At 61.9% G+C, this 25,157-nt stretch carries 24 protein-coding genes; 14 read left to right on the top strand and 10 right to left on the bottom strand.

The window, feature by feature from the left end:
* The first annotated feature begins 6 nt into the window (after window positions 1–6).
* Window positions 7–3,435, top strand: a complete 3,429-nt coding sequence (locus tag WAE60_RS11815) for a hypothetical protein (protein WP_337686625.1) — start codon at window positions 7–9, stop codon at window positions 3,433–3,435.
* Between the two features lie 474 nt (window positions 3,436–3,909).
* Here the strand turns inward: WAE60_RS11815 and WAE60_RS11810 are convergent, their stop codons facing one another.
* The gene (locus WAE60_RS11810; RefSeq protein WP_337686623.1) at window positions 3,910–4,188 is read right to left on the bottom strand and encodes a hypothetical protein; all 279 of its coding nucleotides are present in this window, start codon (window positions 4,186–4,188) and stop codon (window positions 3,910–3,912) included.
* 67 nt (window positions 4,189–4,255) lie between these two features.
* Here WAE60_RS11810 and WAE60_RS11805 point away from each other — a divergent pair, with 67 nt between their 5' ends.
* On the top strand, window positions 4,256–4,783 hold the full coding sequence (locus WAE60_RS11805) for a hypothetical protein (RefSeq protein WP_337686621.1): 528 nt from the start codon (window positions 4,256–4,258) through the stop codon (window positions 4,781–4,783).
* A 2,011-nt stretch (window positions 4,784–6,794) separates the two neighbouring features.
* Here WAE60_RS11805 and WAE60_RS11800 read toward each other — a convergent pair.
* Genes WAE60_RS11800 through WAE60_RS11785 form a run of 4 tightly spaced genes read right to left on the bottom strand, consistent with a single transcriptional unit; the run spans window position 6,795 to window position 12,561 of the window.
* Window positions 6,795–7,853 (bottom strand): hypothetical protein, encoded by a 1,059-nt coding sequence (locus WAE60_RS11800; protein ID WP_337686619.1) that lies wholly within the window; start codon window positions 7,851–7,853, stop codon window positions 6,795–6,797.
* A gap of 4 nt (window positions 7,854–7,857) precedes the next feature.
* Window positions 7,858–9,444: a restriction system-associated AAA family ATPase gene (locus tag WAE60_RS11795; RefSeq protein ID WP_337686618.1), complete on the bottom strand. Its 1,587-nt coding sequence runs from the start codon at window positions 9,442–9,444 to the stop codon at window positions 7,858–7,860.
* Window positions 9,441–11,126 carry a restriction endonuclease subunit S gene (locus WAE60_RS11790; protein WP_337686617.1) on the bottom strand — a complete coding sequence of 562 codons (1,686 nt, stop codon included), beginning with the start codon at window positions 11,124–11,126 and terminating at the stop codon, window positions 9,441–9,443. Before WAE60_RS11790 ends, WAE60_RS11795 begins: the two co-directional genes overlap by 4 nt.
* Window positions 11,119–12,561, bottom strand: coding sequence for an N-6 DNA methylase (locus WAE60_RS11785; protein ID WP_337686616.1), 1,443 nt, complete (start codon window positions 12,559–12,561; stop codon window positions 11,119–11,121). The genes WAE60_RS11790 and WAE60_RS11785 overlap by 8 nt, the downstream gene beginning before the upstream one ends.
* Before the next feature lie 397 nt (window positions 12,562–12,958).
* Here WAE60_RS11785 and WAE60_RS11780 point away from each other — a divergent pair, with 397 nt between their 5' ends.
* The 3 genes from WAE60_RS11780 to WAE60_RS11770 all read left to right on the top strand — a co-directional run bounded on the left by WAE60_RS11780 (window position 12,959) and on the right by WAE60_RS11770 (window position 16,469).
* Entirely contained in the window at window positions 12,959–14,563 is a 1,605-nt protein-coding gene (locus tag WAE60_RS11780) for an ATP-binding protein (RefSeq protein WP_337686613.1), read from the top strand.
* Window positions 14,564–14,979: 416 nt separating this feature from the next.
* Window positions 14,980–16,272, top strand: coding sequence for a hypothetical protein (locus WAE60_RS11775; RefSeq protein ID WP_337686611.1), 1,293 nt, complete (start codon window positions 14,980–14,982; stop codon window positions 16,270–16,272).
* 2 nt (window positions 16,273–16,274) lie between these two features.
* The gene (locus tag WAE60_RS11770) at window positions 16,275–16,469 is read left to right on the top strand and encodes a hypothetical protein (protein ID WP_337686609.1); all 195 of its coding nucleotides are present in this window, start codon (window positions 16,275–16,277) and stop codon (window positions 16,467–16,469) included.
* A gap of 166 nt (window positions 16,470–16,635) precedes the next feature.
* On the opposite strand, the gene WAE60_RS11765 is transcribed toward WAE60_RS11770, so the two are convergent.
* Genes WAE60_RS11765 through WAE60_RS11755 form a run of 3 tightly spaced genes read right to left on the bottom strand, consistent with a single transcriptional unit; the run spans window position 16,636 to window position 18,526 of the window.
* The gene (locus WAE60_RS11765; RefSeq protein WP_337686607.1) at window positions 16,636–17,787 is read right to left on the bottom strand and encodes a tyrosine-type recombinase/integrase; all 1,152 of its coding nucleotides are present in this window, start codon (window positions 17,785–17,787) and stop codon (window positions 16,636–16,638) included.
* Window positions 17,788–17,790: 3 nt separating this feature from the next.
* Window positions 17,791–18,117 (bottom strand): hypothetical protein, encoded by a 327-nt coding sequence (locus WAE60_RS11760; RefSeq protein ID WP_337686605.1) that lies wholly within the window; start codon window positions 18,115–18,117, stop codon window positions 17,791–17,793.
* A 22-nt stretch (window positions 18,118–18,139) separates the two neighbouring features.
* Complete coding sequence (locus WAE60_RS11755; RefSeq protein WP_337686603.1) at window positions 18,140–18,526, bottom strand: helix-turn-helix transcriptional regulator; 387 nt, start codon at window positions 18,524–18,526, stop codon at window positions 18,140–18,142.
* A gap of 73 nt (window positions 18,527–18,599) precedes the next feature.
* Here WAE60_RS11755 and WAE60_RS11750 point away from each other — a divergent pair, with 73 nt between their 5' ends.
* Window positions 18,600–19,238: a hypothetical protein gene (locus WAE60_RS11750; protein WP_337686601.1), complete on the top strand. Its 639-nt coding sequence runs from the start codon at window positions 18,600–18,602 to the stop codon at window positions 19,236–19,238.
* A 32-nt stretch (window positions 19,239–19,270) separates the two neighbouring features.
* Here WAE60_RS11750 and WAE60_RS11745 read toward each other — a convergent pair whose 3' ends face one another.
* Together WAE60_RS11745 and WAE60_RS11740 are read right to left on the bottom strand one after the other, a co-directional pair.
* On the bottom strand, window positions 19,271–19,525 hold the full coding sequence (locus WAE60_RS11745; RefSeq protein WP_337686599.1) for a hypothetical protein: 255 nt from the start codon (window positions 19,523–19,525) through the stop codon (window positions 19,271–19,273).
* Window positions 19,525–19,752 carry a hypothetical protein gene (locus WAE60_RS11740; protein ID WP_337686597.1) on the bottom strand — a complete coding sequence of 76 codons (228 nt, stop codon included), beginning with the start codon at window positions 19,750–19,752 and terminating at the stop codon, window positions 19,525–19,527. The genes WAE60_RS11745 and WAE60_RS11740 overlap by 1 nt, the downstream gene beginning before the upstream one ends.
* Window positions 19,753–20,091: 339 nt before the next feature.
* Between WAE60_RS11740 and WAE60_RS11735 the strand changes: the two genes are divergently transcribed.
* The 8 genes from WAE60_RS11735 (at window position 20,092) to WAE60_RS11700 (ending at window position 24,868) form a co-directional block, all read left to right on the top strand.
* Entirely contained in the window at window positions 20,092–20,508 is a 417-nt protein-coding gene (locus WAE60_RS11735) for a hypothetical protein (RefSeq protein ID WP_337686595.1), read from the top strand.
* A gap of 76 nt (window positions 20,509–20,584) precedes the next feature.
* Entirely contained in the window at window positions 20,585–21,352 is a 768-nt protein-coding gene (locus WAE60_RS11730) for a hypothetical protein (RefSeq protein ID WP_337686594.1), read from the top strand.
* 105 nt (window positions 21,353–21,457) lie between these two features.
* Entirely contained in the window at window positions 21,458–21,829 is a 372-nt protein-coding gene (locus tag WAE60_RS11725; RefSeq protein ID WP_337686593.1) for a nuclease, read from the top strand.
* Window positions 21,830–21,926: 97 nt separating this feature from the next.
* Window positions 21,927–22,208: a hypothetical protein gene (locus WAE60_RS11720; RefSeq protein WP_337686591.1), complete on the top strand. Its 282-nt coding sequence runs from the start codon at window positions 21,927–21,929 to the stop codon at window positions 22,206–22,208.
* 10 nt (window positions 22,209–22,218) lie between these two features.
* Window positions 22,219–22,596: a hypothetical protein gene (locus WAE60_RS11715; protein WP_337686590.1), complete on the top strand. Its 378-nt coding sequence runs from the start codon at window positions 22,219–22,221 to the stop codon at window positions 22,594–22,596.
* Between the two features lie 87 nt (window positions 22,597–22,683).
* Entirely contained in the window at window positions 22,684–22,869 is a 186-nt protein-coding gene (locus tag WAE60_RS11710) for a hypothetical protein (protein ID WP_337686589.1), read from the top strand.
* Window positions 22,869–23,318 (top strand): hypothetical protein, encoded by a 450-nt coding sequence (locus WAE60_RS11705; protein WP_337686588.1) that lies wholly within the window; start codon window positions 22,869–22,871, stop codon window positions 23,316–23,318. Before WAE60_RS11710 ends, WAE60_RS11705 begins: the two co-directional genes overlap by 1 nt.
* Window positions 23,315–24,868, top strand: coding sequence for a hypothetical protein (locus WAE60_RS11700; protein ID WP_337686587.1), 1,554 nt, complete (start codon window positions 23,315–23,317; stop codon window positions 24,866–24,868). Before WAE60_RS11705 ends, WAE60_RS11700 begins: the two co-directional genes overlap by 4 nt.
* Window positions 24,869–25,157: the final 289 nt, after the last annotated feature.

Raw genomic sequence — 25,157 nt, 5'->3', positions numbered from 1 at the left:
CGCGCCATGAGCGGCTACACCATCGCGGCCTCGTCCGAGCTGATGGAGAACTACATCCAGGCGGACGTCCTGCTGCCGCAGGACAAGTTCGTCGCCCTGCAGACCGACGCGGGGGCCTCGCTGCTGTTCTCGCTGGGCACGGGCGGGACGTTCAACCTGACGGTCGAGGCGCCCGGCCAGACCCATGGCTGGCGTCAGGTCGACCTGGGCGGCGCGCTGATCGCCGGCGCCTTCGGCGGCAAGGCCTCGGTCAAGGCGTTCGGCGCGGCCCAGGCGGCGGCGACGGGCGGGGCGGGCGCGCGGATCCACCTGGCCGTGGTGGTCGGCGACGACACCGGCGACCACCTCTATCTCAGCCTGGGCAATTCGGAGTCCGACCTGGGCTGGACCGCCGCCCCGGCCTGGACGGCCGCGCCGTTCGACGCGGTCGACGGCGCCGGCCAGCCGATCGATCCGCCCAGCCCGTTGCGGATCGCCGACGTCCTGATCAGCGAGGCCAGCGACGCCGAATACGTGGTCGTCGATATCCTGCGCGACCCGACCCAGCCCGTGGGCTTCCTGTCGCGCTACTATCTCGATCCCGCCGCCGACGCCGCGCCGAAGTGGCGGCCGCACGACCTGGCCGTCGACATCCAGGCCAAGGACTACGTCTCCCGCCTGGGCCGCGCGGCCCATGCGTTCGGCGTCGACGGGCTCTACACCAAGGGGACGGTCGGGACCTCGGGACAGCTGGTCTACACGCCGCTGTACAACGTCTTCGACCCGTCGCTGCCGGCGCTCCCGTCGCGGCTGAACCTGCCCGGCGGCCTCGTCGCCGACGCGATCGCCGCGGCGCGCAACCCCGACGGCGCCTCCGACCTCTATGTCGCGGCGGCGGGCGGCCTCTACTGGTTCGCCAGCGACAACCAGAGGGACCAGGCGCAGGGCGTGCCGGTCGCCGCCCATCCCCTGCTGTCGGCGGTGCGCGCCCTGCACGCCTACGCCGCCCAGGACGCGGTGACCGTCTGGGGCCTGAACGGCGACGACACCGTCTTCTACCTGACCTGTCCGCTGGGTCGGCAGGCCCAGACGGCGGCGTGGAGCGCCCCGCTGCCGATCCTGACCGGCGTCGACGCGATCTCGCCCTTCGTCGACCGCGCCTACAGCGCCAACACCTTCTTCGCCCACACGGGGGACGGACTGGCCAAGCTGGTCAAGTCGCCGACCACCGGCCTGTGGGCCCGGCGGCCGATCACCCTGCCGCCCCGCGACACGACCCAGGCCTCGGCGGCGATCCACAGCTACACCACCCACCTCCAGGTCACCGACGCCGACGGCCGGCCGGCCCGGAACCTGGCCGTGAGGCTGACCGCGACCAACGTCACCTCGGTCTATATCAACCACCTCTACTACCTGGTCGGCCCCTCGCCCGTGGACGTCCTGACCGACGCCCAGGGCGCGGTGACGATCGTGGAGACGACCACCAGCCTGGCCGGCACGCGGTTCCTGGCCTCGGTCGACGGCCAGCCGGACCTCGCCGTCAACACCCTGGACGCGGCCTGGGCGCGCAACGCCCAGTACACCACCGCCGACAGCCTGCGCTCGGCCCAGATCGTCGATCGCCAGGGGAACAGCCGCGCCTTCATCCCGGCCGGGACCTCGAAGGGCGACCTGGACCGCGTGGCCTATTCCAACCAGTGCCTGGCCAAGGCCTACGCCAAGGTCGCCGCCGCGCCGTTCCCCCTGGCTCGCCCGGCCGCGCTCGCCCCGCCCCCGTCGCGGACGGCGGCCCTGGCGGCGGCGGGGATCGGCGAGGGCATGGCGGTCGACGTCGGCGACCTGTTCGGCTGGCTGGAGTCGGGCGTCGAGGCGGCGATCCAGTTGGTCGAGGACGCCAGCGACGGCGCCTGGCTGTTCGTGGCCACCATCGGCGAGGCGGTCTATCACGGCGTACTCGACGGCGTGGAGGCGGTCGTGGCGGCCGCGACCTGGATCTACCACGCCATCAAGGTGGCCGTCGAAGACGTCATCCTGTTCCTGCAGTTCCTGTTCGAATGGCAGGACATCCTGGTCACCCACCGGGTGCTGAAGAACGTCTTCCTGCGCCTGGCCCAGGCGGCGGTCTCTGAGATCGAGACCTTCAAGGCCGACATCGAGCCGCTGTTCCAGCGGATGCGGAGCGCGCTGGACGGCTGGGCCGACATCCCCGACTTCGACCAGAGCGCCGGGGCGACCCTGGCGTCGAACCCGCCCGTCGCCGGCCTGAACAGCGCCCCCGCCAACCTCGGCGTCCACCACTTCAAGGGCGGCTGCGCCTCCAGTTCCAGCGACCTGTCGCCCGCCACGCCGGCCGAGGCGATCCTGCAGGACCTGATCCATCTGATGGAGGCCGAGGGCGAGACCCTGGCCGCGGCCGTCGACGCCATCCGCACCGACATCCTCGAACAGTTCAGCAGCCTCAGCCTCACCGACATCCTCAAGCGCCTGGTGGCGATCTTCACCGACACGCTCCTGCAGTCGGCCGAGAACGTGCTGGTCACGATGCTGGACGTGCTGGCCCAGCTGGCGGCGGGGGTGGTCGACACCCTGGCCCACCGGCTGCACATCCCGGTTCTGTCCTGGCTGTACAAGGAGCTGACCGGCGACGACCTGTCGTTCCTCGACCTGGTCTGCCTGGTCGCGGCGATCCCGGTCACCCTGGTCTACAAGGCCGCCGCCCGCCGCGCGCCGTTCCCCAGGCACGACGCCTTCACCCAGGGGCTGATCGCGGCGGGCGACCTCGACGCGATCAAGGCCCAGTTCGTCGCCGCGCCCCATCCTGGCCCGAAGGCCGCCGCCCCGGTGCTGGACCAGGACAAGCTCAAGATCTTCGCCTTCGCGACCGGCGTCGGGTCCCTGTTCGGCGGGATCGTCCTGGTCACGGTCGGCAACATCCAGCGCTTCGCGTTCGACGAGGACGCCCCGCCGGGACTGCCCTATCTTGCGACCCTGGCGACGATCGCCGCCCTGGGCAACTTCACCTACGTCTCGCCCAACATCGCCTCGATCATCAACACGTCGACCGACAACGCGGCCGCGGACTTGAACAACATCCTGACCGTGTTGAGCCTCCTCAAGAGCATGGTCGCCATCCGCTACGCGGCCAGCGTCCCGGCCGGCGAGGTGTTCGCCTTCCTGGAGACCTTCCTGAATATCGCCTGGAACCTGCCGGTGATCGCCAACCTGCTCCAGAACCACGGCGCCTTCGACACCACCTACAAGTCCCTGCTGCCCGAGACCGTCGGCAACCTGGCGTTCAACACCGGCGGCATCCTGGAACTGCCGATCGCTATCGCCGAGGACATCAAGGTGAAGGCCGCCCTCGCCGCGACCCAGGCCGCCCTGATGCTCACCTACGGCGGACTCATGGTCGGCGCCGCCAGCATCTACCTGTTCGCGCCGGGGCAGGAGCATTAGGGGGAGGCGCCGCTGTCGGGCCCACCTAAGGGCGGCGCACTGATCCGTTGAATTCAAAGTGTCGGCGCAATTCGCCAACTTAACGCCCCAACCTAACGGCGGCGCAATCAGGCCGCTGACCACCTAACACCGCCGCAACAGGTAGCTTAAGAGCGGTTTCGCTCTAACGCGACGATTGGGCTAGTTGGGCTTGTCAGACCGGAGCAACACCCAGCGCAAGGCGAAGCAGAAGAAACCGGCCGCGATAAACCCGCCCGCCACCTGCGCCAAGTTGCCAAGGAGTTCAGTGATCATGATCTGACGTTACCACCTTCCCTATCTGCAGAAAATCCTCGGCCGATCCTGTTTCAGCGGGCGCTGAGAGATCCAAAGCCCACGTCTGGAGACCGCCCCGGTTACCCACATCAGGTGCTCAGACGACTGGGCGAATGGAACACATGGAGCTGATCCTGCGACTAAACTTCCTACCGTCGCTCACTCGTCGCCTTGCGAAGGCTGCGTGACATCGGGGATCAAACCTTGAGCTAAGGCCCACTCCAGCGAGGACTGAAGCGTGGCGTTGCCTTCGGTCTCGTTGAGCTCCCAAAGTTCCAGGCTTACCTCTCTGGGATAATACCAAGCAGGCTCGGAAGGCTTCGCTGCGAACGCCGCCTCATCGAAATCGATCTTGGCATGCCGGGCCGATATCTCCAGGAAGAGCGGGCTCAGGAGCGCGTCGATCTCGGCGATGTTTCGCGATAGCCAAGCAGACATGCCAGGCGGCATCTCCGCGTCGCCCGCCTGCTCTGCATACCCGCAAGGGCTCGCTTGAGGTCGCAGAATGATCTCCGACGAGGCTTTCGAGCACGCAGTCGAGGAGGAGAGCTACTTCGTCTCGATGACCGACATGATGGTCGGGATGATTTTTATCTTCATCATCCTGCTCATGTATTACGTGCTCCAGTTCAGCACCACGATTTCCCGCTTCGAAGACGTCAATCAAGCGCGCGCCAAGATCGCCGTGGAGCTCAAGGAAGAACTGGAGCGCCGCGGTGTTGCAGTGACCATCGAGGAGAACAGCAGCGTCCTGCGCCTGAAGGACAACGTGCTGTTTGATAGCGGACAGCCGGACGTAAAGCTTGAAGGGCGGCCGAAAGTCGTCTCGCTGGCCGAAAGTCTGCGTGCAGTCTTGCCCTGCTACACCGACCCTTCGCTCGCCGCGACCCGTTCGACAAGAGATTGGGGAGTGAGGGATTTGGAGAGGTCCAGGCGCACGATCCGCCCGACCATCATGGCCTTGAGCTTGGCCGCACCGACCAGCGGTCCGTCGATTAGCTCGGTCAGTCGGCCAACAGGGCTGGGGCCGTAGCGATCGAGATGATCGACCACACGGAAAACGTCCGTTGCGCTGTAGTCCGTAAGCTTCCAGGACTGGACGTCGAGAATGTTGGCGTACCGAAGCTCGGGCTCGAACAAGCCCTGCCTTAGAACAATCCGAAACCGCCAGCCCATCTGCTCGCAGATCGCGCGCACGCACTGGAGCTTGAGCTGATAGTCGAGGTCTCTTAGGGCTCGACGATCGTTCTTGACTTCGATGAGCTCGATCGCGCCGCAGGACAGGTGCCTTACGCAGTCGACGATGTAAGCCCGGGGCCGCCCTTCCACGGTAAATTCCAAGCGGAAGGGCTGGGCGCGATAGTCGACGACCTCCGTATCGACCTCGCTATGCATGAAGAACGCACGTTCATTCATGCTCTCGTAGGGCAATGCTCGGCCGGCCTTCCGGCTGGCATAGACGCCCGTAACCTGATGTCGCCGTCCGGTAACAACCGTCCGGATAGGCGCGCCGGATTCGGTAACCACGAGGGTCGCCAGGACCGTCAGGCATTTCCAGCACCGTGGCTTTTGGCATTCGCAGACAGCCCTGAACAAAGCGTCGTCAAGGGTGGTTCGTCGCTGCGGCGAGGCCGATCCGAAGTGTCCCAAGGTGTAGATGCTCGCTGTCCTCGTGGCTCCAATAGATTTCGAGTTCGCCATCGAGCGCAGCGCGCAGGATGGAGCCCCAGGGCTTCGGTTGATTGCCGATCCCGTGAAACGTTTCCTCTAAGGTGAGGGTCTCGCATTCGCGAGGCGGAAATCGGAGCCGCCGTTTTAGTCGCCCAATCAGGTCCGCCGCTTTGGATCTATCGAGCTGCAATGTGTCGTGCAGGGCCGCTACGTAGGGACTTTTGTTCAGATCCAGCAGCCCACACCGTCGGCGGCCAGGACAAGTGTCGCTGAGGCTGCTTCAAAAACGGCTTCCGTGCCGGCTTTGCCCTTTCTGAGGGGGGCCTGTATGGCCTCGTCAAAGGACAGAGGCTTTGAGCGCCGGCGCGTGGCGTGCCGCTCCAACCTAGGTGTCTGGTAGTTCATGGATCCTCTCCTTCATTTTTCCTCAGGGAGGCGGAGCACAGGCGTGGCGAAGGGTTCGGCGCGACAGGAGCCGTTGACTTCTTCGGCTTGTGAGGAGAGAGTTCCGCTCGCGACCAAGCGAGTTTCGGATTCGCTCCGGAACCGGGCTCCTGGGAGAGTTGGCGCTCTCCCAGACCCAGCTTCTCCGCCCTTGGCGGGTTTTGGCTGATCCTAATCGTTGCTCCTCTAGAGGCCCCGACAGCTCACACGTCTAGGCGTGGCGTTGCTGGCTCGCGCGCAAGGCGTCGCGAGAGGTCGCCGGTGGGTTAACAGTCGAATTCATGTGGAAAATGTGAGTCTATGCAAGATATTATCTTGCTAAACGGATTGATGCACTAAAATGCATCGAGATTAGGTCGCCCCATATTTAGAAAAGACGGGTCAGTTTAGAGCATAGAACAACCCTCATTGATCCATACCGAAATCGCACATACGAGGTGCATGGTGAGCCGTAAGAACAGAAATCGGCAAAAGCAAAAACAAATACTTCGCTGGGCTCAGCAAGGATTGTGTGCAGGCTGCGCGCGCCCCATAGGCCCTCCAGGTCAAGGCGCGCGCCGAGGCCCGCATTATCCGACATTCGACCACGTAGACCCGAGGGCTATTGGCGGGCTTAGGATCCTCGCAAACGGCCTACTCAAGCACCGGCAATGCAATGAAGAGCGCGGCGACCGAACCCCAACGGGGTGCGACCGGATCTGGCAATGGGGCGTGCGAGTGAGATTGGCTGCACCTCGAGCAATCGACTTGTGGGGCGACGCGGTTGCCTCGATCTCACCCGAACTTCCAGCAACACCTCAGCTATCGGCCTGAACCGGTCGAAGATGGCTCACATCCTACCTAGCCGACTTGAGAAAACGGACTCTTAGCTGCTTCTCACCACTCCCGTCTTCGCGCCATCAAAGATCGCGCAAACCCTTGGAAGGCGCTCAGGCCGCGGTTGGGTCTCGACGCATGGATATAAGGCTGAGGATTACAGTTAGGAGCTGTCGACTCTCGGCCGTGTCTTGAAGCAAAGTCTCGCGGACTGCATCAAGATAAGCCGCCTTGAGGAACGACTTTTCTTGGAGACCGAGCCGCGCCCAGCCTACAGCCGACACCTGAAGATTGTCCCGCAATGCCGCGGGTGAGAAATCCCCCTCCGGCAAAGCTTCTACCCAATGGCTCAACCACTCCAGATATCGCCGATCGAGAACATTCAGTCTATAGCGCTTGCGGATTTCGAATATTCGATCCCATTCGTCAGCTTTCGCCTGCGGACTCAGCGATATGACCCATTCCGGAGGCTGGTCGTCGCCGTTCTCAAAGAACCGGCTTCCCCTAAGATCAACGGTGCCGGCAGCGGCGACGTCGTAGGGGTAGTGGCGCTGTACGTCCCCTGCGCCGGATAGCACATCCTTGGACTTCTTATAGTCCATATTGCAGCGCGAACACATCGGCGCGAGATTGTTCAGGTTACCCGCCGCGAATGGATAGATTTTGCGGGAGAGGTAGTGGTCTAGATCTTCCGCGGGCAATTCAGGGTGTTCGAGGTCGTACAGAGCGCAGAACGGACAGACATTGTCCGCCAGCTCATCCCAAATCTGTTTGTAGTGCGCCTTGCGGACACCCAGCTGACCTACCAGCCAGAACAGACGCTCACCAAACACGACAGCAGCGTGTCCGACAGGTTCGGGCAGGTCGGACGTGCGCAGGCAGGCGCCAGTGGCGCACGCCTGGCTAATATCATTCTGGACCGCCAAGGCTTTTCGGGTCGTTACTCGTTCACTTGGCGTGGACTCGCGGTAGGCATCGATTATCGCGAAGAACTCCCTCTCCACGACAGGGCGGTTCGACAGTTCAACGGCATGGTCAGCTGTCACTACATCCCAAGCAGGAGGATCCTGCGTGGCATCGACGGCATCCATGCATGAGGTGAGTGCGGTCACGAACCAGCTGTGAAGCCAGTTGTTGTCGTTTGCCGCTCCCGCTGAATAATAGAACAACATTGGATCAGAGAGAGGTCCGAAGGCGAGCTAGCCGGCCGACCAGCAAGGCTTTTTTGCTGGAGTCTCCCAAAGTCGCAATCGCCGCTTCAAGCTCGTCTGGATCTGTGATCTCGAACATCTTTCCAATCTCGTCTCGCGCAGCGCTGGCGATCGGGGGGGCGATTTCGAAACAAATATCCAGGATTCGGTCAAAGCTGGCACCGAAGGTTTCCTCTTCGGGGATCCGAGCCTGTAGCCGGCCATCTGTGGTCCGGCTCAGTATGCGCACAGAGTCCTTGGGCAAGTCTGAGGGCAGGAAGGGCGCGTGAGTGGTCAGCATAACCTCTTGTCGGCTGCCGTTCGCTGTTTCGGTACGCACGGCTTGAATCCGCTCTGCAAACTTGACGCGCCACTGGGGGTTGAAATGAGACTCAGGTTCGTCGAGTAGAAAAAGCGCGTTGTCATGGTCCACCATGGCGAAGACGCCGAGGATTTGGGCGAGTTGATGCTCGCCGTCAGATAGGGACGCGTAGTCCACTTCATCTTCGCCTGAACGGAAGGTTACCTGTTCAAAACGGAAAATCTTGTCGTCATCCGTTGGTTCGGGGAGTCGACTCGCGAACCGCCGCTCGTTGACGGCTCTGCGGACGCGGTCGCGCGCATCTTTGGACAGAGCGAGATCATTCAGCATGGCGATTTTGTGAAGCGATCGATAGAGATTGAGCGGGCTGGTGAAGAAGAAGTTGAACGCAGCCCGCGTTTGATCATCGACAAGAAAGTCGAGGATATACGTATCCTTCTTCTCATCATAATGCCAAGTGGTGGCAGCTCTCTGGAGTGATTGGATAATAAGATCCAGCTCTTCGGTCAGTTCAACCTGCTTGCTGCGCCCGACCTTTTTCTTGGTCTCCAACGACGCTGTCGGCGCCGCTCCGTGCGCCAGCTGGATGACGCACCGGAACGATGAGATGTCGTTAAGCTTGGGGGCAGCCAGCAACCTGGCACGAACGTCGGCCTCACCGAGCAGAAGATTGGCCAGAAGGACCTCGAAATGCGTTCCGTAGTCGATCAGCATTAGTCGCGGTTCGGGCGCGTCGGTGTCTTTGCGCGCTGTCTTGGCGTTTTTCGCGACCTCGTCGGCGTAGGACGAGCGACTCACAAGGAAGGGAAGGCTTAGAGTTTCGTTTTCTCCCGACGTGTAGCCGACGATAACCGCAGGCAGGAACTTCGGGCCTGCCGTTTCTAGATCAAGTTCAGACCAGTCCCCATCCAGCTTTGTGAACATACGTGGCTGTTGGTCGTCGATAGCGCGAACGATCCGGACGTCAACGACCTCCTCGCCTACCCCGATTTGATACTCGATCGTGAAACGCAATGTATTGTTGGCTGCTTCTCGTTCCTGCGCCTGGCTGGCGACATTCCAAGCCGCTTGGAACGCCTCGGCGACAATCTGCAGGAGCTGAGATTTTCCCGCCCCGTTCGGACCGATCAGGCAGATCGGGTCGAAGCGATCATGGCCTTCGCGGGGCGGCCGCCGCAAAGCAACCCGAAGGCCATCCAGCAGCCCCCCACAGGTCTCGGCGGAATGTATTTCGACGAGAGACAGCTTCATTCGTCGCCCCTGACGAAGACCATTAGACGGCGACGTTCGTCAAACCGCTGCGCTAGGCGCTTAGCGCGCAACTCGGCAAAGATAGCGGTTCGCACATCGTCATAGGCGCCGGTCAAGGCTTCCCGCAAGTCCTCGAAAGAGTATCCGGACGCAGGCCAGACATCATATTTGGCGGACAGCTGGTCGGCGAGGGGCGGGTCATTTGCCTTTGGCGAGCCTCGCTGGGCTACGCGTCGTTTGGGCATCTTCTCTCCCAGCTCAGGTGCATGCTCAGAAAGGGCCACGTCGACATCGTCGTCATTAGGCTTTTGGAGCTCTAGCTGACCGCGAAAGGCGCGGTCATGAAGTCGTCTCGACAGATTGGGCATGAGGTTCGCAGCCGCGTCGACCTCAGTCTCGATCCACGCTAATCGCTCGAACAGCGCATCCAGCCGAGACACGATTTCCGCCTGCTCCTCGAGAGGGGCCAGAGCGATAGAGAAGGCTCTGATCTCGGGAAGGTAAACGGTGGGATGGGCGGTGCCTCGCCCAAGTCGCTTCAGGAGGTCACGCTCGCCCATTAAAAGGTAGGTCAAATAGGCGGGGTTAAGCGCGGGACCGCAAACCCAGGCCGCGAAGTCCTGGCTAGTGGCCATGGGGCGGCCTAGCCGACAGACGTACCCGATCGAAGCTGCTGTCCGACACAGCAAGACGCTGCCCACAGGCAAGATACGCGCCGACGAGTTCTCCAAACCGCTCTCGCTGATCGTCTGAAGCGTATCATTAATAACGCGGCCATGGTGGCTAGCCGCGTCCTTCACCCCAACCCAGGGCACTCCACCGTCCCAATATGCCGGCGTCGCTCGGCTTGGCGTATGGCCAGTTTCCTGTTTCGCCAGCCGAAGCAGGGATTGCCACGACCAACCGTCGGGCAAGGCGGGTTCACGACCATTTATGCGTAGGGCCACGCCGCCTTCGACGACCCGGTCGGTCGCGGCCCGCCCCCCTACGGTCGCTTCGATCTCGGCGGTACGCGCCACAAGATCTGCAGACGACTCCAAAACATTATCGCGGCGCCATTTGCGCGTCAGCTGGCCAGAAAAGGCTGCTCGAAGAACCGCAGCGCGAAGCGTGCGGATCGTTTGCTGCGTCGCCACGATTTCGGCGTTGGCCTGGCTGATCCGGTCGTTCGCCTCTTTGAGGCGCCCGGCGATGCGAATTTGCTCCTGCGGCGGCGCCACCGGGATTCTCAGCGATCCGAACTTCGCGCCGGAGAGCTCCTTGAACGTAGTGCCCCGAGCATGGGAGGTCGCATAGTCGACTGAGGCGAGCAGATAATATCGAACGTATTCCGGCGACATTGCCGCATTCAGGATCAAACTTTTGAAGCCTTGGCTCGTGGCCATCTCGGTTTCTGCGATCACGCAGTATCCGATCGGGGCGCGCGAAGAAAACATCACCGAACTGCGCGGGAGAAGGGTCGCTCCAGAGGACGCGAGCCCGCGGGCACTTAAGGCGCGCCTGCCGCCGCTAATATAGGGCCGTGAATATCCCGACAGATCTGCCGGCGTGATCCACGGCGTGCCGCTAGGATCGAAGTTGCCAGCCACACGCGTGTTGGGCGTGCCGCCGCCGACGACGATACCGATTTCCCGTAAGGCTTTCCAACGCCAAGACGCGGGAACGCGCCAGCGCTCAGTCATCGCGTTCTGCAGCCTCGGTCTGCTTCAGGGTTGCGGCGATCTCGTCCAACGTAGTTATCGCTAGTCGCAGGTGGCTGGACATCGCAGCGGCAATCGCCGCTGGATCAGTCAGATCGTCCTCAGGTGAGGTGCCTGCGTCCTTGAGCCATACAATGTCCAGATCATCGTCGCGTGAAGCGAGGTCTTCGCGGCCGAATTCTCTGAAGCGGGCTCCAGTAGCGTTGGCCGCAAGGCCTTTTCGATCCGACCCGTCGCTCCGCTCGCCATAGAAGGCCAGGAACTCGGCGAGGGCCGCGTCGCGAAGCGGAGCAGATTTGCCGAACGTTGGCATGTTGCTCCTCAGGTCGTAGACCCATGTGCGGCGATCTTCCTGATGCAGCGGCTTAGCTATGAAAAGCACGTTCGTTTTGACCCCGGCCGCGTAGAATATGCCAGCCGGCAGTCGGAGGAGCGTGTGTAGATGGAATTCGTCGAGCATGTAGCGACGAAGGTCCCGAGCCCTGCCGTCCTCAAAGAGAACGTTATCCGGCACGACGATGGCGGCGCGCCCGCCTGGCTTCAGCGCCTTTAGGCAATGCTCGACAAACGGGAGCTGGAAGTTGGATACGGCCGCTGTGAACTCTAGATCGTCTCGCGTCGGCCGGCCACCTGCGGGACCAAACGGCGGATTGGATAGCACTAAATCCGCTGCCTGCAGTTTCAGATGATCTTTAGAGAGAGTATCGCCTAGATAGATTTCGCCCGTGTCGACCTCATGTAGCGTCAGGTTCATGAGCAGAAGGCGGTAAGTGTCGGGCACATTCTCCATAGCCACAAACCTGAGCGGCTTAGGGCGGGGACGCATGCGACTTCCAATAGAGTCCGACGACTGCCGACGCACATACTCATCAGCACCAATCAAAAACCCCCCGGTCCCAGCCGCAGGGTCCTGTACCGTTTCCCCCGGCTGCGGTCGCATAGCAGTAACAACTGCGTCCACCACCACGCGCGGCGTGAAGTATTGCCCCGCACCGCGCTTCGACTCCTCTGCATTCCGCTCCAGAATGCCTTCGTAAATGTCCCCGAAATTGTCCCGGCCATTATCGTACCAAGGCAACTCGTCGATCGCCTCGATCAGGGCCCGAAGATTGTTCTCGTCCCGGACGATCGTAGTCGCATCGGAGAAGACAATGGCAAGGTTGCCCTCTGCACTCGGCGCGGAGCGCAGCCCCTTGAGAATTTCTTTGTAGGCCCCCAGGAGGTCGCCCCCGGGTTGCAGCAGCCTGCTCCAACGGCACGCCACCGGGAGCCTGTCCTCCAGCCCCCGCTCTTGCATCATCTTTAGGAAAATTAGGTATGTAATCTCGTTTACATACTGCTGATATGTGACCCCATCCTTTCTAAGAAGGGTGCAAAGGCGCCAGATGCGGTTGACCAGTGCCGACGACGGATTCACGGCTGCCCCAAACTCAAATTCTTACAACGAAAGCGCCACCATCGTCTAGTTTGCGAGGCCCTCAGACGCAATCGAAAGTCAACTGGCGTAGCTTAGATAGGCGACCACTTGGCTTTCAAACGAAGCGCGCGGTCCAGCCATGGATGGATGGAAAGCAAGTGATGGCCTGTCCCAGCTTCAGCTTCAGCGTGCAGGTGGTTCGCTGCTGCACTTCTCACTTGGATAAGCACCATCGGAGTGTGATGCCCGGCCGCCATTCATGTGGCAGCAGATGCTGCGCCATTCCGCTGCCGCAGGCTGACAAAGTAGTTGAGTTAATCAGCATCGCAACCCTACAAAGAAAAGGTGGTAGCTTCACGGTGGAACGCAGCGTCGGCTTTTAGCTTTGGGGCGATCAGTGGCAAAGGTCACTCGGAAGACATTCCTGACCACGGTAGACGGCACGCCGAAGAAGCGCCTCTTCCTGTCGATCATTAGCGACTACGATCTGCAAACGGGGCTGTGTGAGCTGGTCGATAATGCGATTGACCACTGGCTTTCAAACGGCAAACAAGCGGGCTTCAGGGTTGAGATCACGCTCGACGCTGATCGGCAGTTCATCCAGGTGCGCGACAATGCAGGGGGAGTCGCTGAAGAGGACGCGGAGCTCCTAATTGCCCCCGGTGCGAGCGGCAACCCGTTGGATCACGGATCGATTGGCATCTTCGGGGTTGGCGGCAAACGGGCAGGCGTAGCCTTGGGCGAACTGGTCGAGATCAGGACCCGGCGAGGCGACGGTACTAGCATTCAGATCGACCTCACTAGGGAGTGGGTGGAGAATCCTGACTGGACACTCGACATCTTCCAAATCCCCGACATTGATCCGGGGACCACGACCGTGGACATCACAAAGGTGCGCCAAAGGTTCGACAACGACGACGCAGATATGCTGCTCGATCGTCTGGGCGAAATATACTCTTGGTTCATTAACGCGGGTTGCGAAATCTACCTCAATAAAACCCTGGTCAAACCGATTTCCATCGACGCGTGGGCCTATCCACCGGACTTCTCCCCCAAACACGTGGCTTTCCGAATTGAGCCCTCGCCAGGCAAGTTTCTTGACGTGGACATCACAGGCGGTCTGATCACAGACCGGGTTCCCGAGGGTGAAAACTACGGCGTCTACTTTGAATGCAACAACCGTCTCGTCGTAAAGGAGCTGAAGGTTCGCGAGGTCGGCTACTACGTCCCCTCAGAGGCTGGTGTCCCACACCCGGATGCTTCGCTCGCCCGCGTAGTGGTTAGGTTCACCGGCCCGGCGGAACTCATGCCGTGGAACAGTAGCAAAAGCGGCATCACCTACAGCCATCCTGCGTTCATGACGGTGCGCGGACGAATTATAGACTTCATCAGCTACTTCTCGCAGGTGTCCCGACGTACCAAGCACCAGCGGGACGAGATCATCGCGCAGACCTCTGGCACCATGGAGGAGCTTGACCCTGCTCAGGCGAGCTCCGGGCGAAAAAAGATTCTGCCGCGCCCTCCCAGCACGAAGCTTCCAAGCCGGTTCGAGCAGGTGATGGAAGATAACAGCAAGATTATCCGCGACCAGCCTTGGACCCTCGGCCTCGTCGAGGCCATGGGCCTGGTGGACGTCATCGGTGATCAACGGCGGTTCAAGACCAGAAACCGTGCAGCTTTGATGCTGCTCGACAGTAACTTCGAGATCGCCCTCAAGGAATTTATCGTCCATCGGAAGGATTTATTTCCGGCACACAAGTACACCAATTCCTTTTTGGCAAACTTGATGACCAGTCGGACTAACGTCATCAAGGACGTAGCTTCCAAAGTCACCCTACCGCAGACGCTACTGACCAAGGTCAGCCACTACTACGACCTGCGGAACAATCTCACCCACCAACGGGCAACGGTGGAGGTGTCCGATAGCGACGTGGAGGACTACCGGAAAGTCATCCAACGAGTGCTGCGGACTTTGTTCAGATTGAAATTTCCCACCGACTGAATAGGCGCAGACCCCGGTCTCTCCACAACGTAAGAGCGGCCGTGCCTGACCTATCTGAATGCCTGGAGCTTGGCTGCTAGCAATGACCCGTACGGACGCCCCTAGCCGAGTAATGCGACTGCGCCTCATTATCTACAGCGTTAAGTTGTCATTGGGGCGGTCTTAGGTGGTCGCGACAAGCCGCCTGGCGGCCCGGAAGGGACTCGAACCCCTGACCTTCGCTTTAGGAAGGCTGAGGGGCCACTGCCGAAAGGCCATATCCAGTAATGAGTTGCGAGTGTAACGGCGGCGGCGGTTCGGGACTATTTCGGGATCGAAGGCGCGTCTTTAGCGCCCTGCTCACATTTCGACTTACCAAGGCGAGCAATCACTGCAACGCTGAACGCATGCATTGAGTCGCCAAGTGGGGCAGGCGGATGACTGCGGAAATCGCTATACTGAATCGGTCGGCCGTAGCGCTGGCGGCTGATAGCGCTGGTACGATTGGCCAAGGCGGTAGCGCCAAGATCTACAACGGATTTAATAAGATTTTTGAGCTGAGCGAGCATGAGCCGATCGGCATCATGATCTATGGCAATCTTGACTACATGGGACTTCCGCTTGAAGCCTTGATCAAGCGGTACAGAAAGCGGCTTGGACGCAAGTCATTTCCACACGTCAAGGATTATCTGAAGGACTTCGTGAAATTTCTTTCTCTTGAGGTCCCGGCAAACAGCAACGAACAACTCAAAAATGAGTTTAATATTCTTTACCAATACTTTGGCTACATATTTCGCCGTGTGGAGGAAAAAATATTCTCCGACATTAAAAGTCGCGGTAAGTATCTCGAGAGCAAGATAAATGAGTCGATAAAGACTATTGTCGACGCCGAATTGATTGCGAGAAAATCGGAACCTACAATTAAGGGTTTTTTCTCTAAGCTACCGAAAGGTGCGTCAACCGCATGGCAACCCCTTGTTGAGAGCGCCTTGGGGGCACACTTTTCAAGTTACAAGCTTAATAAGGCGAATCGCACGGCACTAGTGACCTGCGGATTGCTTTCCCTTCAAAAGGGACCACTTTCCGGAACTAGAACTGGCATTGTGGTTACGGGCTTTGGAAAGGACGAGTACTGCCCGTCACTTGAGGCAATCGAAATCGACGGGATGGTCTTCGGTCGATTGAAGTCCGTCACTCTCAAACAAATTGACATCGACAGAGGCGGCCCCGTCGCTGAGATGATCGGCTTCGCGCAGGACGACATGGTGTCCACGTTTCTGAACGGCGTCGACCCGCGCTACGAACAATACGTGGACGAGAGCCTCGGCCAGTTGTTTGCCGAAATTGTCGAGAAGGCGACCGGGGCCTCTGGCGGCACCGCGCCGACGGCACCGGCGCTTACGTTGGTTCATGGCTTTTTCGATCACGTGAGGACGCAACTGGCCACGAAACTGCTCGAATATCGGAACAAGACATTCATGACGCCGATTGTGGAAATGATCCGCTTTATGCCGACGCAGGAACTCGCAACGCTGGCCGCCTCAATGATCGAGATCACATCGTTGAAGCGGCGTGTTACAAGGGATCGCGAAACGGTTGGCGGCGAGATCGATGTCGCCGTCATTTCGAAGGCGGAGGGATTTGTATGGATCAAGCGGAAGCACTATTTTCCACCCGATCTTAACCCTCGGTTCTTTAAAAGATTGCAGCGCGAAGCCGATGGAGCTTAGACATGAGCGTCGTTGAGAGAGAGCGCCCGGAGGAGACCATGCCGGTCACTAGCGAAAAAATGCTCGATATCGTCGGGTACCGCGAAGAGACCCCGGCCCAAGCGGCCGAGCGGGACATCCGCGACATCCTTGAGAGCTTTCAGGGCGACTTGGCTAAGGTTGCGTCCACCCTCGTGTGCGGCGCTTTCTCTCGCTGATTTTCTGAGATTCCGTCGCAATATCGTTTGAACGCGACGGTGGAGAGTTTTGGCCGCCGCATCCTCCACGAGAGAACCTTGGGCGTTAGCGCAGGCGAATGCATGGGCGCGCGTCTTACAGGCTGAGCCTGACACTCTCGATCCCCCCGTAGGTCCGATTGCCGGACTACCGCTTTCGGGCGCTTTTCGCTTGCGATGCGCGGCTCTCTTGAGGGGGGCTTTCCTCCAATGCTGATCGCAAATCTGCCTCGAGGGCGTGAGCGTACCTCAATGTCGACTTGATATCCGCATGCCCCAAGAGCTGCTGCGTCAGCTTCAGGTTCCCCGTCTTCCCCAACATCATCGTGCCGGCATGGTGGCGGGCGCCGTGGATGACGCGGGCCATGTTGATGCCAGCGCGCTTGGCGGCTGACCGGAGCCTGGCCTGAAGGCCGTAGTAAGACAGCGGCTCCAGGATGATCTTCTCCGGCCGCTTGCCACACGCCGGGAGCACGATCTCTTCGAACCAGATCGTCTCCAGGTCCGCGGCCTGGGCGCGACCGACGCGGGCAGCGACGTCACGGGCGTCATCCTCGCGCAGCGGTAGGAGCATCACGCCACGCTTGCGCTTGTTGATCGCCAGGCGCGGCCCGGCGAACTCGTCGGCTGGGAGATAGGCGGCCGGCGCGAAGAACAGTTCGTTGAGGCGCAGGCCGTAGCGCAAGAGGTACTCCAAAGCTTGGCCGGCGACGGGATCGCACTGGCCGATCCAAGCCGCGCGCTGGTCGGCGGTGTAGAGCCGGATCTCCGGTTCCGGCTCGGCGAGGGTCAGCGCCTTCCAGTCGATCTTGGCGATCGGCTTGACCTCCCAGACCGTCTCGGCCCGCCGCAGGATCCGGCGAAGCGGGCTGATGATGTCGGCGTTCACCGTAGCGTTCGCGACCGGGTAGCGCTTGGCCGGCTTGCCCGGCTTATCCGGCGCCTTCTGGTAGGTCTCCCCTCGCCTCTTCTCGATCGCGACCGACACCTTGCGGGTGTTGATGTCGACCAGACGGGTATCCTTGCCCATAAGGCGCAGCAGGGTCTCCAGGCGGCGCTCGACGTCCTTGGCGGTGCGGAGGTGCTTGCCGACCTCTTCCCACCATTGGCCCGCGCCCTGGTCGAGCGTCATGCCGGCCTGGTCGTCGTGGAGACCGAGGGCGACCTCGCCCCGGATATGCCGCTCGACGGCTTCCGCCTTGCGCAGCGTCTCGACGCCCGTCGAGCCAGTGTAGCGCTTGCCCTTGTAGCGGAAGTCGTACTGGTAGAACCGGGACTTGGCGGGCTTGTAGACGCTCATGGCCTACGCTCGCCGCTTGGCGGCCCCGGCGCGTTTTGAGAAAGGCACGACGCGGCCATGCCCTGGCGGACTGGTCGGCTTCGGCTTTCTCTGGCGCTCAGGCGCATCGGGTCCTTCCAGGAGATAGGCGCGGAGATCGGCCTCGGTCCAACTGCGCAAACGCCCGCGGCGGACAGCCCTGATGATCCCCTGATCAGTCATCTCATTCAGGGTGTCGGCGTCAAGGCCGACGAGCTTGGCTGCGACCTTCGCGCACGCCAGGGCGCCCTCGGAAAACACCTCGCGAAAGCGCTCCTCGGTGATCGGGCCAAGTTGGCGGGCGGCGCTCACGTGCAGGCCTCGCAGGCGGGTTTCAGGACCCGGCCATGACCTGGGCCAGATCGACGAGGACTCGCCGCTGATCCGTCGAGAGCTTTCGATAAGCCTTCACCAGTTCCGCTGCGCCGTTCAGGACCAAGAAGTCCCCGAACTCCGACAGCACCGACAGATCCGCTCCGGCCTCCTCCAGGTCCGCGAAGAAGGTCCCTACCGGCACCCCAAGCGCCTGAGCGATAGCGAACAGCTTGGACGCGCTCACGCGGTTGCTGCCCAGCTCGTACTTCTGGACCTGTTGAAAGGACACGCCGATCGCCGGCGCCAGTTCGTCCTGCGACATGCCGATCGCGCGTCGCCTGGCCCGGATCAGCTTGCCGACGTGTACGTCGATCGGATCGGGAGCCTCTGCGGGCGGCTTGGACATTGGCTTCCTCCGCGTTCAGCCAAAGCGGCAGCACTAGCATACCACTCGCGGGAATCGTGCGAGCTTGGCTGTTATGAAGCCGAAAAGCGAAAAGTGGCTGCTTGGTCTTGGCTTGGCCTACGTGCTGGTCATGCCTGTCATGATTAGCGCGGTAGTCGGGTGGAAGGATCTCCCCTCCTTGATGCACGCGCTCGGGAGCCAGACCGCCGCCGCTTGGACGCAAGCGATCGGGAGTGTGTTGGCGATCGCTGGTGCAATTTATATCGGGCGTGAGCAGGCACGCCACGCCGCCACGATTGCCGAGAAGCAAGCCAAACACGCGACAGATCAGCGGAACGAGGCACTTGCGATACCGGTCTACGCAGCCTCGTGGGCAGTGGGTACCGCGAGACAGTTCGTCCTCAGCCTCACAGAGGCGGGCCCTAAGGTTAGCGTTGAAGAAGTAAAAGGTGTCGCAGCCTATGTAGATGTCTGCGCAGGCTTTCTGCGTGAAATCCGCCTTGAGACGATGCCGTCGAGAGGCGCATCTCACGCTCTTATGCAGGCTCGCATTTCGGTCGCGGGCACTCTGCAAATTTTGAGTACCGATTTCAGTCTGACCGACGAACAGTTGTCGGCTCTTCGCGAAGTCTGGGACACACTCGGCGACGCTGAAGTGGAGTTGCTGGACGAGGCGATGGCAACCAAGTATGGCATTCCCTACGAGATTTAGCTGCCCCCGACCACTGAGGCGATGCTGGCCTGTCACGCCGCCCTCGCCGCTTCTGCGTAGACCCTAGCCTTCACGGCATGGTGACCGCTGAGCCAGAGGAAAGTGAGCCGCTCCCGGCCATTGACCGCCTGAGCAGCCGACAGGTAGCCGCTGGCGGCCTCCTCGCTTTCGTCGGCGAGTTCGGCCAGCCGCTGGCGCGGCAAATCCCTGACGTCGATCTGCATCCGGGCGAGGAACTCGATCTCGCGCTCGATGCGCTGATCGACGGTCAGGGGATCACACACCATTAGACCCACCCCACCCGCTTCTCGGCCTTCGAGACGAACTCGCCGCAGAAATCGTCATGGCCGGTCTGGGGCCAATAGGCCTGACCTCTGCCAAACGAGGGCTCGTCGTGAGGAACGAGGAAGGGGGTAGGTGCCTTGCGGCGACACTCGCCCGGCACCGAGAACGGCTCGTCCTCCGACGAACCGTCGTTGCCGTCGATCCAGAATTTGCACTGGGCGCACTTCATCTCAGCTCCGATTTCCGATGTGAAAGCCGCGGCAGTAGCGGCAGCGATAGACGCCGCCCTTGGACTTGCGGGCGCGAGTTCGGCGAAAGACGCGGTGAGCGATGGCACCGTTCGGATAGGCGATAGGTCACCCGCACGGCCCGGCAAGACCGCAACGCCCGCTACTATGAGGGCAAGAAGGAGCGTCTTAAAGCGTCTGAAAAGCGTCTTATTAAGACGTCTTACGAAACGCCCCCTTCCCCCAGACCCCCTACCCCTGACCCTACCCCCCTTAGTCCCCCTAAGGGGGACAGTTCCCCCCTTCCCGAAAGCCAATCGGACAGCTCGTCCGGCACGACGGTGGCCACCTGGGTCGAGGAGATCTGGAAATCCACGCCGAGGAAGGGCCGAGAGCGCTCGAGCCAGAAGGACCTGCAGCGAGCGTTGGCCGCCGCAGTCCGGCGAGGCCACCGCCCGGAGGCGATCGCCGCGGCGCTCAGGGCCTACTACGCCTCGCCGGATGCCACGAAGGACGGCGGCGAGTTCGCCAGGGGCGTCCATCGGCTGATCCAGGAGGACCGCTGGGCGACTTGGGCGCCAACGATCAAGGCCGCCGTGGCGAGCGATCCGTCGAGTTGGTCGGAAGAACGCTGGGCGACGACGGTGCGTCGCTGGCGCGAGACCGGACACTGGCCGGGCGGAATCGGTCCGCCGCCCGACCAGCCCGGGTCGCTGGCGCCTGCTCAGGCTCCGCCGCTACTGCGGGTGATCGCATGAGACTTGGAACTCATCGGGACGCGATACCGACGCGACCAGGTTGCGGTCACGGCCAGAGTCTAGCCATAGTGGCGTCATGGTCCAGCTTGGAACCCTCCGGGCGAGATTCGTCGCCGTTCTTCGCCAGCACCCGCTTGGATCGACGCTCCTTGGATTTTTGGTATTCGCGGCGAACTGGGACACGATCGGAGGTGTCGTCGAACAGACAACCCCTTGGGAGCTTCCGAAGCTCGACGATATCGCAAGCGCGCTCCTCGGCCCCGTCATCAGCATCTTCCCATGGTGGGGGTGGGTATTGATAGCGATCAGCTGCCTAGCGATAGCCGTAACCTTTGCCTTCGAAATGCTGGCGACGAACTCCAGACTCTTGAAGGCGAACGCGGTCAGATTGGATGACCTTAGCGCGGCAGTGGCCAAGCTTGATCAACGGGGCGAAGCAGTCGCGTCGTTTATCGCTCAGCAAGTTGAGCAAACGGTTCGAGAGGAGGCACTTCGTCTAATCGATGAGCTTCAGGCGTTCTACGACCAACAGGAGGGCGAACTGGTCATTAGAACTCAGAATTTTTCCTCCACCAGAATCGTAGAAATACGCAAACGATTGAATGCGCTGGGCTACGGGCAGGACGAAATCACCCGTCTGCAAACCGAGAGCGCCGAAAGAATTAGAAGTGACGCACAATTTTTCATCCTCAACGAGAACGACCGGTATCCGTGGCGTGCGGGTGAGGCCAAGCGAATGTGGCACGTCAGAGAAGCGCAGCTCGACGTGTTTCGGCAGCTCGCGACCAAGGAACGGCGCGCTCCCGCTGACCCCATTGCCCTCTTGAGCAAGCTGAACGAGTAGGTAGCGAGCCTGGCCTTGGAAGTAGCTAGAGCTGACCTAAGCCAGAGAGGCCCTATGATCGCCCGCAGATTCGGCATTGGCCTTGCATTTGTTGTCGTCTCCGCCGTGCCTGCCCTTGCCGATCCCTGCACGGCGCCGGTCGACAACTACAAGGCAGGCCAGAAGATCACGGGCGTCGTCTGGTACGCCGGCGACGGCGACAGCCTGTGCGTAGGCCCGTCTCCGAAGCCCAGCACCTGGGTCGAGATCCGCGAGGCCCGGTGGTTTGCGCCGGAGCTGCATGAGCCCGGCGGTCGCCAAGCCAAGGCGGTGATGGACCGCCTCGTCGGTCACCACGCCATCTGCACCGTCGAGCGCGGCCACAACGGCTCGACCCGCAGCTATGATCGGGTGATCGCCGCCTGCAGCGTGGACGGCCAGCCGATCGGTAAGATCATGGCGCGGGCGGGGATCGAGCCGGGCGGCCGGGGGCGATAGCCAAGCGCCAGAGATTCCATAGGTTGAAATTAGCTTGAAACTCCACCTTTAGAGTCGCAACAGTAAAGCTTCGGTAACCACACCTGGGGAGGGGTGAATGAACCGAAGCCTGCTGGGCGCCACCCTCATGGCGTCACTATTGTTTGTTGGGCCCGCGTTCTCGGCCTCCAAGCTCACCGACAGCCAGATCAAAGCGGCGATCATCAGACAGTCGATCGCGGCTTACCCTGGCAACTGTCCGTGCCCGTACAACGCCGCCAGCAACGGCAGTTCGTGCGGCCGGCGCAGCGCTTGGAGCCGCGCAGGAGGCTACGCGCCCCTCTGCTATCCGTCTGACGTCACCAAGGCCGACGTCGCCCAGTACCGTCAAAATCACTAGGGAGGCAGCAATGCTCAAGCACGCCATCATCGGCGCGGCTATCGCGCTCGTCGGCTTCGCCACCGCCGATGCTCAAGACCATTATGTTCGAGGCTACACGCGGTCGAATGGGACGTACGTCGCCCCGCACTACCAAACGAACCCCAACTCGACGACGAGCGACAACTACTCGACCCGGGGAAACACCAACCCGTACACCGGCCGACCTGGGACGAAGCCGGACACCCGTCCGGCCTACGGGTACGGATCGACCGATAGCTCCAACACGAACACCAATTCCAACTCCGGCTATGGCTACGGCTCGAGCTACGGCTCCAGCACATCGAGCACATCGAGCACCACAAGCGGACGCTCTTCGAGTTCATGCACGTCGATTTACGGCTGCTGAGGAGCTGCCCGCGCCTGCCAGCGCGATGACAAGTAAAATGGTCCTGCCGCTTCGATCAGCGAACTCGTCGATCGGCAGGACCAGACCATGCGCCCGATCGACGAACTCCAGGCCCTAAATCCTGCCGACCCTGTCGAAGCTCAGGAGGCCATCGACGAGGCGATCGCCGCCAATCAGCAGATCGACACCCAGGTGCGTATCGACCTCGGCCGTCGGGCTGCCCAGCGCACGGCGATCTCGCCAGGCGCCATTCGACTGGCGAAGCGTCCGTAATGGGTCGTCCCTCCGAGTTCAGTCAGGAGATCGCGGACACGATCTGCGAGGGCATCGCGAACGGCGATAGCCTGCGTGCGATATGCGAGAGCGAGGACATGCCGGATCGCGCGACTGTGTTCCGCTGGCTGGCCAGCCCTCGCTACCGAGACTTTCGCGACCAATACGCGTGCGCGCGCGAGTTCTCGGGCGACGCCGATGCAGACGACGTGGCGCACTACGCCCGGCAGGCGGCGGAAGGCAAGATCGAGCCCGCCGCCGCGACAGCCGCGATCAACGGACTGAAATGGTCCGCCGGGAAGCGCCGGCCCAAGGTCTACGGCGAGAAGGTCGCATTGGTCGGCGGTGACCCAGAGGCCGGTGATCAGCCCATCCAGACAGCCGTCGATGTTTCCAACCTCACGCTCGACCAGCTTCGCGCCCTGGCGGCTATCCCGATCAGCAAATGACGACCGCGACCGTCGATCCGCGCCAGGCCGCTATCGCCGCGCGACGCCGCCTGGCCAAGGAGTCGTTGGCCGACTTCGCCTGCATGGTGGACATCCCGACGGCGCCGATCACCGACGCGGAGGATGAAGACGCCTTCAGCGTCATGCGCCTCGACAAGGGCCTGGCCGCGCATCACGCCCTGCTCTGCACCGAGCTGCAGGATCTCGCCGACGGCAAGACACCGAACCTGATGGTGCTCATGCCGCCCGGCTCGGCGAAGTCCACCTACGTGGATGTGGTCTTCATCCCCTGGTTCATGGCGCGCTTTCCCCGGCGCAACGTGATCCTCGCCAGCTACGCGGCCAACATCGCCCGCAAGCAGGGCCGCCGGGCCCGGCAACTGGTCAACTCGTCGGCCTTCTCGTCGCTGTTCCCCGGCGTGGCGCTCTCAGGCCACGCCAAGGCCGCTGACGAGTGGTCGCTGACCACGGGCGGCGAGTACATGGCCGGCGGCCTGCTCGGCGGCCTGACCGGCAACCGTGGCGCCTTGGGCGTGCTCGATGATCCGGTCGCCGGCCGCGAGGAGGCCGAGAGCGAGACGATCAGGCAGAAGACGTGGGACGCCTACGTCGATGACTTCTGCTCGCGCCTGATCCCTGGCTCGCCTCAAGTGCTCATCCTGACCCGCTGGCATCAAGACGACGTGGCCGGACGTATCCTGCCCGAGACCTGGAACGGCGAGAGCGGCTGGTTCGATGGACGCGACGGCCGGCGCTGGAAGGTGCTCTGCCTCCCCGCCCTGGCCGAGAAACCCGACGACCCGCTCGGCCGGGCGAAGGGCGAGAGCTTGTGGCCGGAGTGGTTCGGGCGCCAGAGCGGCGACCCGATGGATCACTGGCGACCCTTCCAGCGCAACCTGCGCACCTGGTCGAGCCTGTACCAACAGCGGCCCAGCCCCGAAGAGGGCACCTATTTCCAGCGCGGGTGGTTCAAGCGCTTCACCGAGGAGACGCTTCCGCGTTCGCTGCGCTACTTCGGGACCAGCGACTATGCCGTGACCGAGGGCGGCGGCGACAACACGGTCCTTCGCGTCTGGGCGGTCGACAGCGCTGATCCGCCGAACATCTACCTGGTGGACGGCTGGCGCGGCCAGACGACGTCGGACGTGTGGATCGAGACGCAGATCGACCTGATCGAGCGCTATCGCCACAAAGGCGGAATCCAGCGCTGGGTGGGCGAGGCCGGCGTGATCCAGAAGGCGATCGAGCCGATGCTGATCCGCCGCCTTCGTGAGCGTCGGGTCTCCTGCCGCCTTGAATGGCTGCCCAGCGCCGTCGACAAGCCAACCCGCGCCCGTGGCGCCCAGGCCCTTGCCCGAGAGGGTCGCGTGTTCGTGCGAGATGACGCCGACGGCGACTGCTTCCTCGACGAGGCTGCGCTGTTCCCGGCCGGCAAGTTCGACGACGACGTCGACAACCTGTCCCTTATGGGCCGGATCATCGACACGATCTCCGGGCCGGCGAGGAAAGAGCGTCCTACGCACGCGGAAGATTTCAGCCCGTTTGCTTAAGTCCGTTTACGACCCGTTGCGGACGTTGGGCGGCCCTCCTGACCCCTCTCTCATAGAGAGAGGGAGGGGCCCATGGCGAAGCCATGGGAGGGTGAGAGGTTACACTCTCACCGAATGAAACGCGGCTGTTCAGCCGGTCTTCGGATAGTTGCCCGATCCACGCTGGCGGCCCTGGTGAGCCTCTGTCGGAGTCTCGAAAGCGCGGCTCAGCGGCTCTGGATTTACCGGCCAGCGGTGAAACCTCTCACCCTCCCACCGCTTCGCGGCGGGCCCCTCCCTCTCTCTATGA

It is taken from the genome of Caulobacter sp. CCG-8 (assembly GCF_037402475.1).
In the GTDB taxonomy this organism is placed as follows: domain Bacteria; phylum Pseudomonadota; class Alphaproteobacteria; order Caulobacterales; family Caulobacteraceae; genus Caulobacter.
The sequence above is the reverse complement of the archived record's forward strand: the minus strand, read 5'-3'. Positions and strand labels throughout refer to the sequence as shown.

Coding starts and splice junctions, on each gene's coding strand:
- WAE60_RS11705 (WP_337686588.1), top strand. CDS start 22,869: ATGGGTCGTCCCTCCGAGTTCAGTCAGGAGATCGCGGACACGATCTGC.
- WAE60_RS11775 (WP_337686611.1), top strand. CDS start 14,980: ATGACTGCGGAAATCGCTATACTGAATCGGTCGGCCGTAGCGCTGGCG.
- WAE60_RS11750 (WP_337686601.1), top strand. CDS start 18,600: ATGAAGCCGAAAAGCGAAAAGTGGCTGCTTGGTCTTGGCTTGGCCTAC.
- WAE60_RS11800 (WP_337686619.1), bottom strand. CDS start 7,853: ATGTTGTTCTATTATTCAGCGGGAGCGGCAAACGACAACAACTGGCTT.
- WAE60_RS11720 (WP_337686591.1), top strand. CDS start 21,927: ATGAACCGAAGCCTGCTGGGCGCCACCCTCATGGCGTCACTATTGTTT.
- WAE60_RS11730 (WP_337686594.1), top strand. CDS start 20,585: ATGGTCCAGCTTGGAACCCTCCGGGCGAGATTCGTCGCCGTTCTTCGC.
- WAE60_RS11810 (WP_337686623.1), bottom strand. CDS start 4,188: ATGTCTGCTTGGCTATCGCGAAACATCGCCGAGATCGACGCGCTCCTG.
- WAE60_RS11770 (WP_337686609.1), top strand. CDS start 16,275: ATGAGCGTCGTTGAGAGAGAGCGCCCGGAGGAGACCATGCCGGTCACT.
- WAE60_RS11710 (WP_337686589.1), top strand. CDS start 22,684: ATGCGCCCGATCGACGAACTCCAGGCCCTAAATCCTGCCGACCCTGTC.
- WAE60_RS11805 (WP_337686621.1), top strand. CDS start 4,256: ATGATCTCCGACGAGGCTTTCGAGCACGCAGTCGAGGAGGAGAGCTAC.
- WAE60_RS11755 (WP_337686603.1), bottom strand. CDS start 18,526: ATGTCCAAGCCGCCCGCAGAGGCTCCCGATCCGATCGACGTACACGTC.
- WAE60_RS11795 (WP_337686618.1), bottom strand. CDS start 9,444: ATGAAGCTGTCTCTCGTCGAAATACATTCCGCCGAGACCTGTGGGGGG.
- WAE60_RS11790 (WP_337686617.1), bottom strand. CDS start 11,126: ATGACTGAGCGCTGGCGCGTTCCCGCGTCTTGGCGTTGGAAAGCCTTA.
- WAE60_RS11700 (WP_337686587.1), top strand. CDS start 23,315: ATGACGACCGCGACCGTCGATCCGCGCCAGGCCGCTATCGCCGCGCGA.
- WAE60_RS11740 (WP_337686597.1), bottom strand. CDS start 19,752: ATGAAGTGCGCCCAGTGCAAATTCTGGATCGACGGCAACGACGGTTCG.
- WAE60_RS11765 (WP_337686607.1), bottom strand. CDS start 17,787: ATGAGCGTCTACAAGCCCGCCAAGTCCCGGTTCTACCAGTACGACTTC.
- WAE60_RS11745 (WP_337686599.1), bottom strand. CDS start 19,525: ATGGTGTGTGATCCCCTGACCGTCGATCAGCGCATCGAGCGCGAGATC.
- WAE60_RS11715 (WP_337686590.1), top strand. CDS start 22,219: ATGCTCAAGCACGCCATCATCGGCGCGGCTATCGCGCTCGTCGGCTTC.
- WAE60_RS11815 (WP_337686625.1), top strand. CDS start 7: ATGAGCGGCTACACCATCGCGGCCTCGTCCGAGCTGATGGAGAACTAC.